At 67.7% G+C, this 16,290-nt stretch carries 10 protein-coding genes; 2 read left to right on the plus strand and 8 right to left on the minus strand.

Translation table 11 applies throughout. From position 1 onward, the window contains the following. Nucleotides 1-78 precede the first annotated feature (78 nt). Nucleotides 79-234 carry a hypothetical protein gene (locus ABIC35_RS12815; protein WP_183049263.1) on the plus strand — a complete coding sequence of 52 codons (156 nt, stop codon included), beginning with the start codon at nt 79-81 and terminating at the stop codon, nt 232-234. An 11-nt stretch (nt 235-245) separates the two neighbouring features. On the opposite strand, the gene ABIC35_RS12820 is transcribed toward ABIC35_RS12815, so the two are convergent. The 5 genes from ABIC35_RS12820 to ABIC35_RS12840 form a co-directional block, all read right to left on the minus strand. After that, the gene (locus ABIC35_RS12820) at nt 246-599 is read right to left on the minus strand and encodes a hypothetical protein (protein WP_121072360.1); all 354 of its coding nucleotides are present in this window, start codon (nt 597-599) and stop codon (nt 246-248) included. A 222-nt stretch (nt 600-821) separates the two neighbouring features. Continuing rightward, nucleotides 822-1,859: an aldose epimerase family protein gene (locus ABIC35_RS12825; protein WP_121072362.1), complete on the minus strand. Its 1,038-nt coding sequence runs from the start codon at nt 1,857-1,859 to the stop codon at nt 822-824. Further along, the gene (locus ABIC35_RS12830) at nt 1,856-4,309 is read right to left on the minus strand and encodes a glycoside hydrolase family 3 protein (RefSeq protein ID WP_121072364.1); all 2,454 of its coding nucleotides are present in this window, start codon (nt 4,307-4,309) and stop codon (nt 1,856-1,858) included. The genes ABIC35_RS12825 and ABIC35_RS12830 overlap by 4 nt, the downstream gene beginning before the upstream one ends. 86 nt (nt 4,310-4,395) lie before the next feature. Then, nucleotides 4,396-5,289, minus strand: coding sequence for an ROK family protein (locus ABIC35_RS12835; protein WP_121072366.1), 894 nt, complete (start codon nt 5,287-5,289; stop codon nt 4,396-4,398). A 183-nt stretch (nt 5,290-5,472) separates the two neighbouring features. Beyond that, the gene (locus ABIC35_RS12840; protein WP_354278471.1) at nt 5,473-6,645 is read right to left on the minus strand and encodes an ROK family transcriptional regulator; all 1,173 of its coding nucleotides are present in this window, start codon (nt 6,643-6,645) and stop codon (nt 5,473-5,475) included. 212 nt (nt 6,646-6,857) lie between these two features. Here ABIC35_RS12840 and ABIC35_RS12845 point away from each other — a divergent pair, with 212 nt between their 5' ends. After that, nucleotides 6,858-10,280: a glycosyl hydrolase 2 galactose-binding domain-containing protein gene (locus ABIC35_RS12845; RefSeq protein WP_354278472.1), complete on the plus strand. Its 3,423-nt coding sequence runs from the start codon at nt 6,858-6,860 to the stop codon at nt 10,278-10,280. A gap of 129 nt (nt 10,281-10,409) precedes the next feature. Here the strand turns inward: ABIC35_RS12845 and ABIC35_RS12850 are convergent, their stop codons facing one another. From ABIC35_RS12850 to ABIC35_RS12860, 3 genes are read right to left on the minus strand one after another with little or no spacing between them, the layout of a single operon-like run. Then, a complete protein-coding gene (locus tag ABIC35_RS12850; protein WP_121078970.1) occupies nt 10,410-11,846 on the minus strand; it encodes an efflux transporter outer membrane subunit in 1,437 nt (478 codons plus the stop codon). After that, nucleotides 11,846-15,016, minus strand: coding sequence for an efflux RND transporter permease subunit (locus ABIC35_RS12855; protein WP_121072372.1), 3,171 nt, complete (start codon nt 15,014-15,016; stop codon nt 11,846-11,848). The genes ABIC35_RS12850 and ABIC35_RS12855 overlap by 1 nt, the downstream gene beginning before the upstream one ends. Then, on the minus strand, nt 15,013-16,200 hold the full coding sequence (locus ABIC35_RS12860; RefSeq protein ID WP_121078972.1) for an efflux RND transporter periplasmic adaptor subunit: 1,188 nt from the start codon (nt 16,198-16,200) through the stop codon (nt 15,013-15,015). Before ABIC35_RS12860 ends, ABIC35_RS12855 begins: the two co-directional genes overlap by 4 nt. Nucleotides 16,201-16,290 lie beyond the last annotated feature (90 nt).

Here is a 16,290-nt window from a genome sequence, read left to right on the forward strand (position 1 = left end):
TTGTGGTTGATATGTGCGAGAGCGTCGCCGCGACAACGTCGCGGCGGACGGCCGCACGGCGCAGATCAGGTGGTTGCGATGATTTGGGTTCCGATTCTGCTGGGCACGTTCAAGCTCGTCGTGTTCGGCACGGGCATGTTCTTCGCCATCAAGTGGCACTACGACCAGGGCAAGAAGAAGAAGGAAGAGGAGGCGCGCGCCGCCGCCGAGGCTGCGCTCGAAGAGACCGAATAACGCGGCAGGCGTCAGTCCGCCGCGGGTTCCTCCGCCGCAAGACGCGCCAGCCAGGCCTGTGCCTGCTTGGGTTCACCGACCGCCGAGGGCCCCACCGGGCCGCGCGCAGCGAGGAATTCCTGCTGGAGCGCCAAGGGCGGCAGGCCGAGCCGATCGCGCGCGGCATCGATCTCCTCGCCCAGTTCGGCGAGGTGATCGAGCGTCGGACGGACCGCGGCACGGGCGTGCCGGTCCTTCTGGTGGTCGAACAGCCCCCATTTGCCCGCCGCGGTGCGCTCCAGCGCTTCGATCAGCGCAGCGCGATACTCCGCCTCGAGTTCGATGCGCCGAGTGTCGAGCCGTTCGAGGCGATCCGCTTTTGCCATTCGGGGGCTGTATCGGGGACGGGCGGAGCGGGCAACCGCACTACCAAAGCCCCTCCCCTTTAGGCGCATCAGGTCGGCGCTGCCCCCGGCAGCGCCTGAACAGCGCGGGGCGCTGTTCACCTGATGCGGGGTTGGGGTGGGGCAGTGTCTCACAGAGACCAACAGGCGTTCTGGAATCCCTCCACCCCAACCCCTCCTCCAAGGAGGAGGGGCTAAGTTAGCTCAATTGCCGAACGCCGCTTCCACATCCTCAGCCGTGCGGAACCGGAACGCCATGCTGTGCCGATACGTCTCCCCCGCTTCCACCCGGGCCGAAGGAAACTCCGGCTGGTTCGGGCTGTCGGGAAACTTCTGCGGCTCCAGGCACAACCCGCCGCGTTTCGGATAGACACCACCGCCGGTGCCCGGCGCTCCGTCCGCGAGATAATTGCCCGAGTAGAATTGCATGCCCGGCTCGGTGGAATGCACCTCCAGCACCCGGCCCGAGCCCGGATCGAACAGTGTCGCGATCCGGCGCTCGAAGCCTGCGGGACCATCGAGCACGAAATTATGATCGTAGCCCTGCCCCAGCGCGAGCTGCGCGTCCGCCGCATCGATGTCGCGCCCGATCGGCTTCGGCGCACGAAAGTCGAATGCACCCCCGTCCACCGGCGCAAACACACCCGTTGGAATGAGCGCATCATTCACCGGGGTGATCGCGCTTGCCGGGATCTGCAGCAGATGGTCGAGCACCGTCGTTCCGCTGCCCTCGCCCGCGAGATTGAAATAGGCATGCTGCGTCAGGTTGACGATCATCGCACGGTCGGGAGTGGCGGTGAAGCGCACCGCTAGCCCGTCCTCCTCCAGCGCATATTCGACACGAGCGACCAAATCGCCAGGAAAGCCGTTCCAGCCATGTGGCGTGTCGAGACGGAAGGTGACGGCGCTCTCGCTACGCGCTTCGATCGTCCACATCTGCCGGTCGAACCCGTCCGGGCCCGAATGGAGGCTGTTGCCATTCTCGTTGGTGGTCAGCTGGAAGGTCTCGCCATCCAGCGTGAAGCGCCCGCCGGCGATGCGGTTGGCATAGCGCCCCGCCACCGCGCCGTAATAGCGCGGCGGCTGGCGGCGATAATCCTCGAGGTCGGCATAGCCGAGCACGACATTCTCCGACCGACCCTGCCGATCGGGCACCTCCAGCCGGTGGAGCGTCGCGCCCAGGGTGAGGAACTGCGCGCGGAACGCCCCGCGCGCAATCGTAACGACCTCGATCGCGCTCATTGGCCCGGGCAGACCGAGTTGTTGGGATCGGACACGATCTTCGCCTCGGCCAGCGAGAGCGTGAAGGGCCCGTTCGCCTGCAGCACGATCGGTGCGTTCACCTTGGTCACGTCGACTCCGTTCTTCTGATAGCATTTCAGCAGCACGTTAACCGTCTGCCAGCCACTCTTGCCGGTGAACAGGCTGGTCGCATCGATCGTTCCCGTATTCTTGCCGCCTTCCATCGACAGCCGCACCGGACCGGTCGGGCCGGCATCGACGCGGTAGACGAGCCGCAGCGACAGGTCGCCATTGGTCTCGCGGCTGAGATCGAGGTCGCTGCCGCCGATGCGCAGCGTTGCCGGGCCGGCGGGCCAGGTGAGCTGCTGCGCACCTTCCTGCGTCGCCGGGCCGTCGACGGTCTTGCGGGTGATCTTGCTGTCGGTGGCGAAGGAGAAGGGTGCCGGGGTGACGCCCTTGGCGAAGAAGGTGCTGGTGTTGGCCAGCGACGCATCCACGCCCGAGACTTCGCTCAGCGCACCGACATTGCCCGGCTTGGCGTAACTGAGGCCATAGCCGAAGGCGAAGAGCGGGTCGTAACCCGGCTCGCCGCGGTTGAGCGTGAACTGGCCGGCGGTCTTGGGCCAGCTGAACGAGAGTTTGCCGGTGAAGTCGCGGCGCGGCTTGCCGGCCTTGTCGCCGATCAGCACGTCCGCCACGCCCGCACCTTCGCTGCCCGGCAGCCAGGCAGCGACGAAGGCATCCGAGGCGTTGAGCTCGGGGTTCACCCAGAGCGGACGGCCGGAGAGAAACACCGAGACGACCGGCACGCCCGCCGCCTTGAGCTTCTTGAGCAGCGCCAGCGCCTGTTTGTCGCCCGGCTGGAATTCCAGCGTGCGGACGTCGCCGCGCATCTCGGCATAGGGCTCCTCGCCGAACACGACGATCGCGACGTCGGGCTTGGTCGTGAAGCTGCCGTCGGCCGAAAGCGTCGCGGTACCCCCGCCGGCCTTCACCGCCGCCTGGATGCCCGCGAAGATCGTCTCGCCGTTGGGGAACATCGCGTTGGGATTGCCGTCGCCCTGCCAGCTGAGCGTCCAGCCGCCCGACTGCTGCGCCATCGAATCGGCACCCGGCCCCGCGACCAGCACATTCGCGCTCGCCTTCACCGGCAGCACGCCGCTGTTCTTCAGGAGCACCAGCGACTTGGCCACCGCCTCGCGGGCGATCGCGCGATGCTCGGGGGCACCGACCAGCTCGGCCTTACTCTCATACGGCCGCGCGGCATTGAACAGGCCCATCTGCACCTTCACGCGCAGGATGCGGCGCACGGCGTCGTCGACGCGCGCCATCGGGATCGTGCCGTCCTTCACATGCGCGATGGTTGATTCGTACAGCCCCTTCCAGCTGTCCGGTGCCATCGCCATGTCGAGCCCGGCGTTGAACGTTGCCGCGCAATCGGTGGGGGTGCAGCCCGGCACCTGGGCATGGCCGTTCCAGTCGCCGACGACGAAACCGTCAAAGCCCATCTTGCCCTTCAGCACATCGGTGAGCAGCGACTTGTTGCCGTGCATCTTCACGCCGTTCCAGCTGCTGAACGAAGCCATCACGGTCATCGTGCCGGCATCGATCGCGCCCGGATAGCCGGCATTGTGGATGCGGATCAGCTCGTCTTCGGAGACGCGGGTATCGCCCTGGTCTTGCCCCCCAAAGGTGCCGCCGTCGCCGAGGAAATGCTTGGCCGAAGCCGCGACATAGCCCTTCTGGAGCCGGTCCTTGGTGCCCGGCGCGCCCTGCAGCCCGCGGATCATCGCGCCGGCATAGCTGCGGACGACGTCGGGTTCCTCCGAATAGCCCTCGTACGCGCGCCCCCAGCGCTCGTCCTGCGGCACAGCGAGCGTCGGCCCGAACGCCCAGTCGATACCGACCGAGCTGGTTTCCTCGGCGGTGGCGCGGCCGATCTTCTCCATCAACGCCGGGTCGCGCATCGCGCCCAGGCCGACATTGTGCGGGAAGAGCGTCGCGCCGACGACATTGTTGTTGCCATGTACCGCGTCGATGCCGAACATGATCGGGATCGCGACATGATTGCCCTTGCGGGCGAGCGCGGCCTTCTGGAACGCCTGCGCCGTTGCCAGCCACGGTCCGCGGGGCGAGCGGTCGGGTGCGCCGAGCGGCGGCGAGCTGCCGCCCGCGAGGATCGAACCGAGCGGATAGATCGCCAGATCCTCGGGCTTGATGCTGCCGATGTCGGCTTGGATCATCTGGCCGACCTTCTCCTCCAGCGTCATCTTCGCCAGCAGATCGGTGACGAAGTTTTCGGTGGCAGGATCGATCAGGCCCTGGCTCTTGGCCGCCGGCCATTTCTCCGGATGCGCGGCCCCGGACAACGCTGTCGGCGCCTGCTGCGCGATTGCGGGCGCGGCGGCGAGGATGGTGGTGGCCAATAGCAGCTTCAGGCCTGCGGGCATGGATCTCTCTCCCCTGGGTTGTTGGGGAGAGGCGATACCGCAGGACCGGCGCACAAGTCCATGCGCCGGGCGAACTTTGCGCGCGACTAGTTGCCCTGCGCCTGCAATGCCATCGCGATCGGCCCCATCGGCCCGGCCTGGTCACCCAGCGCGGGGGAGACGATGTACGGCGCCGGCGGCACCGTCAGATAGCCGGCGATGCTCTCGCGCAGCAGCGGGTCGATCCGGGCGAGCAGGTGCGGCTGGCGCTGCATCACTCCGCCGCCGATCGCGATCCGCTGCGGCCCGGCGGTCGCGACCATGGTGTGGCAGAGCAGCGCGATCGCCGAGGCGACGCGGTCCCATACCGGATGGTCCGCGCCGACGCTGTCGACCGGCTGGTCCCCCAGCGCGGCGCGGATGCCGGTGCCCGAGGCGAGGCCCTCGATGCAGTCGTCATGGAAGGGACAGCCGCTCGGCGCGGTGTCGGTGGGCAGGCGCGGCACGCGGATATGGCCCATCTCGCAATGTCCGATGCCGCGGGTCGGCTTGCCGTTGATGACCAGCCCCACGCCGACGCCGGTGCCGACGGTGACATAAGCGAAGTCACTGAGCCCCTGCCCCGCGCCCCAACGCATCTCGGCCAGCGCCGCGCCGTTGACGTCGGTGTCGAACGCCATCGGCACTGCGAAGGGTGCGGCCAGCCGGCGCGCGACATCGGTGCCGCTCCAGCCGGGCTTGGAGGTGGTGAGAATGTGGCCGAACTGCGCGTTGGCGGGATCGAGGCACACCGGCCCGAAGCTGGCGATGCCGAGCGCGGCAAAGCCATGGGTTCCCCACCAACCGCCGAGCACCGTTTCCAGCGCGGCGAGCGTCTTTTCGGGCGCCTCGGTCGGCACGGTTTCCTGCGCGAGGATCCGGTCGGGGCCATAGGCAAGGGTGAGGATGCACTTGGTGCCGCCGAGCTCGATGCCGGCAACGGGAAGGGTTGCGGTCGACATCAGCGGCGGACGCCCCGCGCTGGCTGGTTTCCCATGCGATCGATCGCCACCGACATTCCTCCCCGACGGGCCGGCAGCACGCCGGTCTGTTCCTAAACCACCGCGCCAGACGCGCGGCCTTTCCTCTGCCCCGCCGCAGCGCCGGGCACAAGATTAAAGTTATTCGGTTGATTTAATGAAAGGTCAAGCCGTGGCGGCTGCGCCGTCAGCGGTGTCTTTCCACAAGGCGCTGCTCTTGGGCAGCAGGAAATAGCTGAACGGCAGGATCGCTGCGCCGACCGCGGGCGCGTCGGCGGAGAGCTGCGCGCGGGCGATCGGCGCCAGCGCGGGCGCATCGCCCCCCTGCTCGGCCAGCAGTGCATTGGCGCGTTCGGCCAGTCGATCGACATGGCGACGCGGCAGGCGCCCGCCGATCAGCACCGTCTCCGGATTGATCAGGCAATTGACCGCCAGCAGCGGCCCGACCAGCAGCCGCGCGGCCTCTTCGATCCAGGCATCGACCACCGCTTCGAGCGTTGCGTCCCCGCCGTCGCAGGTCAGCATGTCCTGCACCGAGTAGCCTGCTGCCTCGAGCGGCGCGGCCAGGCCCGAAAGCGAGACATGCGCCTGGATCTGCCGCACCACCCCGTCCGGGTCACGGTGCGTGAGGAAGCCCAGTTCGCCGCTGCGGCCGGTGGCGCCGCGGAAATAGTTGCTGTCGATCACCAGGCCGCCGCCCAGCGCCGAAGAGATCAGTATGTAGAAGAAGCTCGAATGCTGGAGCCCAAGCCCCAGCTGGAGCTCGCCCATCGCGGCGGCGGCGGCGTCGTTCTCGACGAAGACGGGCACGTCGAGCGGCCAAGCGAGCAGTTCCGCGAGATCGGTCTGCTCCCAACGGCGATAGGCATCGGGCTTACCCGGCAGCTCGATCAGGCCAAGATCGTCGGGGGTCGCCACCCCCAGGCCGACGATCCGCGCGGGGTCGACGCCCGCCGAGGCGATCAGCACTTCCACCTCAGCACGGTAGAATTCGGCGACCTGCTCGGGCAGCGCGAAGTTGATCTCGCGGGAAGCGCGGGCGACCGTCTCGCCGAGGAAATCGACCAACACCAGCGTGACATGGTCGCGATCGATGTTGAGGCCCAGCGAATAGCAGGCCTGGGGATTGATGATCAGGTTGGTCGGCGGCTGGCCGCGCCCGCCGAAGCGCCGCCCGGCCTCCTGGATCAGCCCGTCGGCCAGCAGCCGCTTGGTGATGTTGGCGATCGCCGCGGCGGTGAGGCCGGTGATCCGCGCGAGGTCCACCCGGGTCAGCGATCCATTGGCACGAATGGCATGGAGCGTGACGCGCTGGTTATGGTCCGCGGCGCGTTCCAAATTGGTTCCGGAAAGGCGGATTGGAGGGCGGCCGCTACTCATCTTGATTGCGATAACAGTCGATTTGCGGCCAGGGCGCAAGCGTGGAACCGTTCTCGCCGGTTGAATTGCAAAATTTGGTGAATAAAAAAGCAGCGCGGACCGTTCCGGCGATCAAGGCTTCTGCGCCGCCAATCTGGCGTGCCCGGCGCTATTTTGGGGGAAGACAACCAATGCGCAGTTTCACCCGTACAATGCTGGCCGGCGCCGCGCTGCTCGCCATCTCCGTGGTCCAGGCGGCCGAGCCGGACAATGCCGGACCGTATAATGCCAGCTTCCTCGCCGGCGGCATCGGTATCGATCGGCCGCTGAGCGGTGCCGATGCGCTGCTCCGCTCAGGCGCGCCGGTGACGCTCTCGGCCTGGGTGAAGCCCGATGTCGTGCCGCAGGGCGTGGTGACGCTGATCGCGTTCGGCGATCCGGCGGGTGACTGCCGCTGCCTGGGGCTGCGCAACGGCGCGCTGCATTTCTTCGGCAGCGGCACGGCGGTGAACAGCACGCCCAAGCTCGCCGCGGGGCGCTGGGCATATGTCGCGGCGGTCATCGAGGGTGGCCGGGTGCGGCTCTACCTCGACGGCAAGCAGGTCGGCGAAGGCGCGCTCAACGGCTCGGCGGTCGCCTCGCGGATCGCGCTGGCGCCGGTCCTCGCGGGCCAGCCGCATTTCGGCGGCGCGCTGGTCCAGGCACAGCTGCGCGGCGTCGCGCTGGGTGCGACCGAGGTGCAGGGCGAGGCCGCCGCCCCGCCCGCTTTCGATCTCGTCCAGATGTGGCAGGTCGGCGTGGGGTGGAACCTGCAGAAGACCGCCAATATCGGCATGACGCGCCAGCAGGATCCCTGGACCCTGCCGCAGAGCGACACCGCCTATACGCCCCCGGTGGCGAAGCCGGTGCCGGCGCTGCCGAGCCTCGCTCCTGCCGGGCCGCTGCGCTGGCAGATCAACGGCTGGCAGCTCGCCGCCGCTCCCGGGGTACCCGCCGACGGCGCAGCGCTGTCGAAGCCCGGCAAGCCCGAAGGCACCTGGTATGCCGCGACCGTTCCCGGCACGGTGCTGACCACGCTGGTCGATCGCGGCGTCTATCCCGATCCCTATTACGGGCTGAACAACCTCAAGATCCCTGAGAGCCTCGCCCGGCAGGACTATTGGTACCGCACCAGCTTCACCGTGCCGGCGGAAGCCGCGGGCAAGCGGCTGACGCTCGTGTTCGGCGGCATCAACTATGCCTCGGAAGTGTGGGTCAACGGCCAACGCCAGGGGGAAACGCGCGGCGCGTTCATCCGCGGCCAATTCGAGATCACGCCCGCCGCCGGCGAAAATGTCGTGGCGGTGCGCGTTTCCCCGCCGCCGCATCCCGGCATTCCGCACGAACAGTCGATCAAGGCCGGCGTCGGCGAGAATGGCGGCCAGCTCGCCATCGACGGCCCGACCTTCGTCGCGACCGAGGGCTGGGACTGGATCCCCGGCATCCGCGATCGCAACACCGGCATCTGGCGTCCGGTCGAGCTGGTCGCGACCGGCGACGTCAAGATCGGCGATCCGCATGTCGTGACCGACCTGCCGCTGCCGCGTACCGACAGCGCCGATGTCTACATCACCGTGCCGTTCGAAAATCGTGGCAGCGCCGCCCAGCCGGTGACGATCCGCGCGGCGTTCGACGACGTGACGGTGGAAAAGACCGTCACCGCGCAACCGGGCCGGGGCGAGGTCCGCTTCACGCCCGCCGAATTCCGCCAGCTCACCGTGCGCAACCCCAAGCTCTGGTGGCCGAACGGCTATGGCGATCCGGCGCTGCACGACCTCAAGATCGACCTCGCCGCCGGCGGCCAGCCGAGCGATACCAAGGCGCTCCGCTTCGGCATCCGCGAAGTGAGTTACGACCTCTCGCTGTTCGACCATCTCGGCCAGTTGCGCCGGGTGAACGTCCAGACCACCGATGGCGGCCTCGCCGGCCAGCAGCTGATCGATGTTCGCCACGAAGCGCTCAAGCGCAGCCCGACCGGCTGGGCCGAATCGCTTACGCTGGCGGGGGAAACCTCCAAGGCGGTCACCGCCATCCCCGACGAGACGCTGCCCGAGCCGCATCTCGCGCTCCGCGTCAACGGCGTGAAGATCGCCGCGCGCGGCGGCAACTGGGGCATGGACGATGCGATGAAGCAGGTCAGCCCGGAGCGGCTCGCCCCATATTTCCGCCTCCAGCGCGAGGCGCACATGAACATCATCCGCAACTGGATGGGCAACAACGACGAAGAGGAATTCTACCAGCTCGCCGACGAGAACGGCATGATGGTGCTCAACGATTTCTGGCAATCGACCCAGAATTTCCAGGTAGAGCCGGACGATGCGGCGCTGTTCCTGGCGAATGCCCGCGACGTGGTGGCGCGCTATCGCAACCATCCCTCGATCGTCGTCTGGTTCGGCCGCAACGAAGGCGTGCCCTATCCCACGCTCAACGAGGGGTTGGACAAGCTGATCCGCGAGCTGGACGGCACGCGCTGGTACACCGGCAGCTCGAACGAAGTGAATCTGCAGGGCTCGGGGCCGTACAACTACCGCAAGCCGGAGGGCTATTTCACCGATCTCGCCACCGGCTTCTCGGTGGAGACCGGCACGCCGTCGCTGTCGACGCTGGAGTCCGTTGCCGCGACGATGCCCACCAAGGATCGCTGGCCGCTGTCGGACACGCTGGCCTATCACGACTGGCATTTCGGCGGTAACGGCGACACCAAGACCTTCATGGCTGCGCTCACCGGGATGTTCGGCCAGCCGCTGAGCTTCGAGGATTTCGAGCGCAAGGCGCAGATGATGAACCTCGAAACCCACAAGGCGATGTTCGAGGGGTTCCTGGGCCATCTCTGGACCAAGAACAGCGGCCGGCTGCTGTGGATGACTCACCCCGCCTGGCCGTCCAACACCTGGCAGATCTACAGCTGGGATTACGACACCCAGGCCTCCTATTACGGCGCGAAGAGCGCGGCGGAGCCGGTGCACATCCAGCTCAACCTGCCGGACAACCAGCTGGTGGTGCTCAACACCACCCGAGACGACCAGCGCGGGCTCACCGCCAAGACGCGGGTGGTCAGCCTCGACAATGTCCAGCTGTTCGCGCGCACCGACAAGGTGGATGCCAAGGCGAACCGCGTCACCACGCTCGACGCGGTACCCCTCGATCGGCTCTACGCGGCGAGCCCGATGCTGCTCGTCGAGCTGACGCTTACCGACGCCAAGGGCACCCAGCTCTCGCGCAACTTCTACTGGCGCGGCCGCGACGACACCGCCTATCGCGCGCTGGAAAGCCTGGCCTCGGTGCCGCTGGAGGTGCAGGCCAGCACACCCAAGGCGGAGGGCGAGGACAAGGTGATCGCGGTCACCGTCGCGAACAAGAGCAACGTGCCGGTGCTCAACGCCAAGCTCACTTTGGTCGATGCCGAGGGCAAGCGCATCCTGCCGGCCTTCTACAGCGACAATTACGTCTCGCTGCTGCCAGGCCAGCACCGCGTGTTGAGCGTGCGCTATCCGGCGAGCATCACCGCGGCGCCGCACCTCGCGGTGCGGGGATGGAACGTCAACGCGGCCAATGTCGCGGCGACGGGGAAGTAGAGCGGAGCCCCTCCAAGCGTCATCCCGGCGAAAGCCGGGATCCATCCGCCTCTCGCGATCAGCAGAAGGCGATATGGTGACCCGAATGGATTCCGGCTTTCGCCGGAATGATGGCTGTGAGGTGAAGCCTTAGCGTCCGGCCGCTGTCTGCAAGCCAGCCGGCGTGCTGCCCGAGGCCAGGTACAGCGCCACGCTATCGGCTAGACGCGCGCTCTTGGCCTGGACCAGCTGGACCGACGCCTGCGAGGCGGCCGACGAGGCGTTGAGCAGTTGCAGCGTGCCAAGCGCACCCAGTTCCACCTGCCGCCGCGTCATCGCCAGCGTCCGGCTTGCCGCCGCATCGGCGCGTGCGGCCGCATCCAGCGCCTCCGCGTCGGTGCGCAGCCCGGCGATCGCGTCGTCGACGTCGAGGAACGCCTGCAGCGCCGTCGCGCGATATTGTGCCTTGGCCTCCTCCAGCGCCGCTTCGGCGGCACGCTGCTGGTGCTTGAGCTGGCCGGCGTGGAAGATCGGCTGGGTGAAGCCGCCGACGATCGAGAAGAACGGATTGCCGTCCTGGAACATGTCGAGGAACTTGGTCGCCGACCCACCCGCATTGCCGCTGAGCGTGATCGACGGCAGTCGCGCCGCGATCGCCGAGCCGACATCCGCCGCGGCACCGCGCACCTGCGCCTCGGCCGCGCGCACGTCGGGACGCGCCGCGACGATGTCTGCCGGCAGCGCGAGCGGCAGGCTGGCGGGCAGCTGCAGCTCGGCGAGCGTCGGCAAGTCGCCCGCGGTGCCCGGCGCCTGGCCGGTCAGCGTTGCGATCAGCCCCGCCTGGTGCTGCGCCTGACGGAGCAGCGGCGGCAGCGTCGCCTCGATCGTGGCAAGCGCGGTCTGCTGCGCGCCGACATCGGCCTCGCCGATATCGCCGAGCTTGCGGCGCTTCTCGAGCAGGTCGACCAGATCACGATTGTCGCGGATCGCCGATTGCGTCGCCTCGATCTGCGCCTGTAGCGCGGCGTGCTGGATCACCGCCAGCACCAGATTGGCGACCGCGGTGGCCTGCGCCGCGTGCAGCCGGTGCGCGGCGACTTCGGCCGCTGCGCGTGCCGAGCGCACCTTGTTGCGGCCGGTGCCGAACAGGTCGAGCGTATAGGCGACGCTCAGCTGCGCGGTGTGCAGCGTGTAGAGATAGTCGTTCTGGTCGGCGAGCGGGCCGGACAGCACCTTGGAGATTCGCGTGCGCTGCGCCTGGTAGCTCGCATCCACCTGCGGCCCGGTGCTGCCGGACGCGGCCTTGGTCAGCTCCTGCGCCTGGCGCAGATTGGCCTCGGCCGCGGCAAGGTCATTGTTGTGCGCCAGTGCCTGCGCGACCAGCGCGTTGAGCCGGGCGCTGCCGAAGCCCTGCCACCAGTTCGGCACCACCGCCGCGCCGGCAACCAGCTGCTGCGCCGCGCCGCTCGTCGGCGCGATCGTGCCGGGCGCCTGAGCAGGCGGCGTCGGCACGGGGTTGGTCAGGTCGTGCGGGCCCACCGTGCAGCCGGCGAGCAGGACGAGCGGGATCAGCGAATGCCTGCGCATCATGCCTGCTCCATCGGGGTGCCGTCGACATGGTGGCGACGAACGGTGTGGCCATGCGCGCCCTGGTGGCGCGAGAACTTCAGGATCAGCGGCGGCAGCACCAGCAGGATCAGCAGCGGCGCGAGCGTCATGCCGCCCACCACCACCAGCGCCAGCGGCTTCTGCACCTGGCTGCCGATCCCCGTGGACATCGCTGCGGGCAGCAGGCCGATCGCGGCGGCGAGGCAGGTCATGATCACTGGGCGCAGCGAATGCTTCACCGTGGCCGCCATCGCGGCCGTGTGATCCATGTCCTCGTTGACGTTCTGGTTGAACGTGCTGACCACAAGGATGCCGTCCATCACCGCGATGCCGAACAGCGCAACGAAGCCGATCGCGGCGGAGATGCTGAACGCGGTGCCCGTCAGCGCCAGCGCGAGCACGCCGCCGACCATCGCCATCGGGATGACGCTGAACGCCAGCAGCGTGTCGCGGATCGAGCCGAAATTGGCGAAGAGCAGCACCAGGATCAGCACCAGGCTGATCGGCACGACGATCTCCAGCCGGTTGACGGCGTTGGTCAGGTTGCCGAGCTCGCCCGCCCATTCGAGATGATAGCCCGGCGGCAGCTGCACATGCTTGGCGATCCGCGCTTGCGCCTCGCCGATCGTGCTGCCCAGATCGCGTCCGCGCACGCTGAACTTGATCGGGACATAGCGTTCCTGATGTTCGCGATAGATGAACGACGCACCCGAGGTGAGCTTAACGGTCGCCACTTCGGACAGCGGCACCTGGATGATGCCGTTGCCCGTCGGCGAGGGGGCACCGATCTGGATGCGGCGGATCGATTCGATATCGTCGCGCTGGGCGGCATCGAGCCGCACCACGATCGGGAAGTGTCGGTCGGTCGACTTCTCGTACAGGTCGCCGCTCGACTGGCCGCCCACCGCCGCCGCGACGGTGGAATTGATGTCGTCCGGCGTCAGCCCGTAGCGGGCGGCGGCGGCGCGATCGACGTCGATCCGCACCGTCGGCTGGCCGAGCGAATCCGAGATGCCGAGATCGGCGACGCCCTTCACCTGCGCCATCTGCGCCTTAATCTGGTTGGCGATCGATTCGAGCGTCTCGAGGTCGCTGCCATAGATTTTGAGCGAGTTGGAGCTCTTCACCCCCGACGACGCCTCTTCGACATTGTCCTGGATGTACTGCGAGAATTCGAACTCGACGCCCGGATATTTCGCCTGCAGCCTGGCCTGCAGCTCGGCGGTGAGCTTCTCCTTGGTCACCCCGCTCGGCCAGCTGTCGAAGGGCTTGAGCGGCGTGTAGAATTCCGCGTTGAAGAAGCCGGTGGGATCGGTGCCGTCATCGGGCCGGCCATGGGTCGAGACGACGCGGTCGACCTCGGGATAGCTGGCGATGATCTTACGGATGCCGTTCACCGCATCCTCGCCCGCCTCGAGCGAGATCGACGCCGGCAGGCTGGCGCGGATATAGAGATTGCCCTCTTCCAGATGCGGCAGGAACTCGACGCCGAGCACGCGGATGGTCGCGAAGGAGCCGAGCACCAGCAGCCCCGCCAGCGCGAAGGTCAGCACGCGGTTGGCGATGGCGAAGGAGATGGCAGGCTCCAGCACGCGGCGGATCTGCCGCACCACCCAGGTATCCACTTCCTTCAGCTTGTCCGGCAGCAGCAGCGCGGAGAGCACCGGCGAGACAGTGAATGCCGCCAGCAGGCCGCCGGCGATGGCGTAGGCATAGGTCTTGGCCATCGGGCCGAAGATATGGCCTTCAACCCCGGTCAGCGTGAACAGCGGCAGGAAGCTGGCGATGATGATCGCGGCGGCGAAGAAGATGCCGCGGCTGACGTCGCTGGAGGCGTGCAGGATCGCCGAGAAGCGGTTGGCGGGGCTCGCATGGATCCGCCCTTCGGAGATCGCAGTCGATCGGTCCGCCAGCCTTCGGTAGATCGCCTCCACCATGATCACCGCCGCGTCGACGACGAGGCCGAAATCGAGCGCGCCAAGCGATAGCAAATTGGCCGATTCGCCCTGGATCACCAGGATCAGCACCGCCACCGAGAGCGCAAAGGGAATGGTGATCGCGACGATCAGCGCGCTGCGCAGGTCGCCCAGAAACAGCCACTGCAGGATGAAGATCAGCAGCACGCCTTCGAGCAGATTGTGCATCACCGTCTTGGTGGTGACGCCGATCAGGTCCGAACGATCATAGATGCGCTCGATCTTGACCCCCGGCGGCAGCACGCCGCTGGTGTTGATCTCCTCGATCTCGGCTTTCACGCGGTTGATCGTCGGCAGCGACTGGGCGCCGCGCTGCATCAGCACGATGCCCATGACGATGTCGTCGTCCTGGCCTTCGCCCGCCACGCCGAGACGCGGCAGGTTGCCGATCTTCACCTGGCCGACGTCGCGCAGCAGCACCGGCGTGGTGCCGGCGCTGCCGACCAGCACGTTGTTGATCGCGTCGACCGACTGGATAAGGCCGACGCCGCGGACGATCGCCGCCTGTTCGCCGAAATTGACCGTCTGGCCGCCGACGTTCGAATCGCTCTTGCCGATCGCTGCCAGCACCTGCGGCACGGTGATGCCGTGCGCGGTCAGCTTGTCGCGATCGAGCTGGACTTCGTAGGAGCGCAGCTTGCCGCCCCAGCCGGTCACGTCGATCACGCCGGGGATGCGCTTGAAGCGGCGCTGGAGCACCCAATCCTGGATGGTCTTGAGGTCCATCACCGAATAGCCGCTGGGGCCGGTGAGGCGATAGCGGTAGATCTCGCCGATCGGGCTGGTGGGGGAGATCAGCGGCTGGGCGTTGTTGGGCAGGTTGCCCAGCTGCGACAGGCGGCCCAGCACCATCTGCTGTGCCTGTTCGTGGGTCACGTCATAGCTGAACTGGATCTTCACGTCGGACAGGCCGAACAGCGAGATCGAGCGCACCGCGGTCAGGTGCGGGAGCCCCGCGATCGCCACTTCGATAGGGGTGGTGACGTTGCGCTCCATCTCCTCGGCGGAGATGCCGTCGCTCTGCGTCACCAGTTCCACCATCGGCGGCACCGGATCGGGATAAGCCTCGATATTGAGGTTCATGAAGCCGATCACGCCCGCCGCGATCATGCCGATCAGCAGGGTGAGCACCAGCATCCGCTGGCGCAGCGCCATTTCTACCAAGCGGTTCATTCGCCGAGACCCGCCTCGTTGACGAACAGCGCGCCCTTGGCGACGATCCGGTCGCCCGGGTTCAGGCCGCTGAGCACGCGGGTAAGTCCGCCATCGGTCTCGCCGATCTGCACCGGGCGTCCATAGATCAGGCCGTCCTTGGCCTTCACCCACACGCGCGTCGTATCGCCCTCATGGATCACGGCGACGGCAGGCACGAGCACGCCCTTGCCGCTGTCGACTGGGCGGCGGATCGTGAAGGAGGCGAACATCTGCGGTTTCAGCTCGCCGCCCGGATTGGCGATCGTCGCGCGCACCGGCAGGCGGTGCGTCGTCGGATCGAGGCCTGCGGCGACATTGTCGACCGTCGCGGTGAATTCGCGGCCGGGCAGTGCCGGGGTGGTGACCACCACCTGGTCGCCGACGCGGATGCTCGCGGCTTCGCTCTCGGCGAGCTGCGCGACCAGCCAGACGCGGGCGGGATCGGTGATCGTCATGACCGGCGTCGCATTGCCGCTGCTCAGGAACTGGCCCGGCGCGACGTTGCGATCGGCGATGATGCCCGAAACCGGTGCGCGGTACACCGTATAGGCGGAGGTGCCGACACCCTCGGTCTTGCCGAACAGCGCCAGCCGATCCTGCGCGGCGCGCTGAGCCGACTCGGCCTGGCGCGCGGCGGACTGGGCGGCGACGAAATCAGCCTGCGCCTGGAGATAGTCCTTCATCGCACCGCCGGCGGTCTCGTAAATCGCCTTCTGCCGGGTGACATTGCCCTGGGCGATGCGCAGCGCCTCGGCCGCGCTCGCGCGCTGGGCGCTGGCGCTAAGCAGCGTGTTGCGCGCGTCGATCAGTTCGGGCGAGGCGATGCGGAGCAGCGGCTGGCCGCGCGTCACGCGCTGGCCGGGCTCGACCAGCACCTGGAGCACTTGGCCCGAGAAAGGCAGCACGATCGGCGTGCTGTGGTCGCCGTCGGCCTGGATCGAGCCGCTGGCGCGCACCAGCTCGACATTGGCGCCGCCCTGCACCGTGGCGAACTGGAGCTGCGCCAGCTGCTGCTGCGTCGGACGGAACGCACCCGCAGGTATCGGTGTGTCGGGGACGGGCTTGGGGGTCAGCGCAGCCTTCACGACCATCGCCAGCACGAGGATCGCGACCACCGCGACCACGATCGCCCCCACCAGCAACCCTTGCGAACGCTTCGTCATCCGGCGCGCTTCGGGCAAGGTGTTGCTTTCCAAATTATGTCCAGTCACGAGGTCCACCTCTCGGGTGCAATATAGCAGACACACATCCGT

Source organism: Sphingomonas trueperi, assembly GCF_040545965.1.
Classification (GTDB): domain Bacteria; phylum Pseudomonadota; class Alphaproteobacteria; order Sphingomonadales; family Sphingomonadaceae; genus Sphingomonas; species Sphingomonas trueperi_C.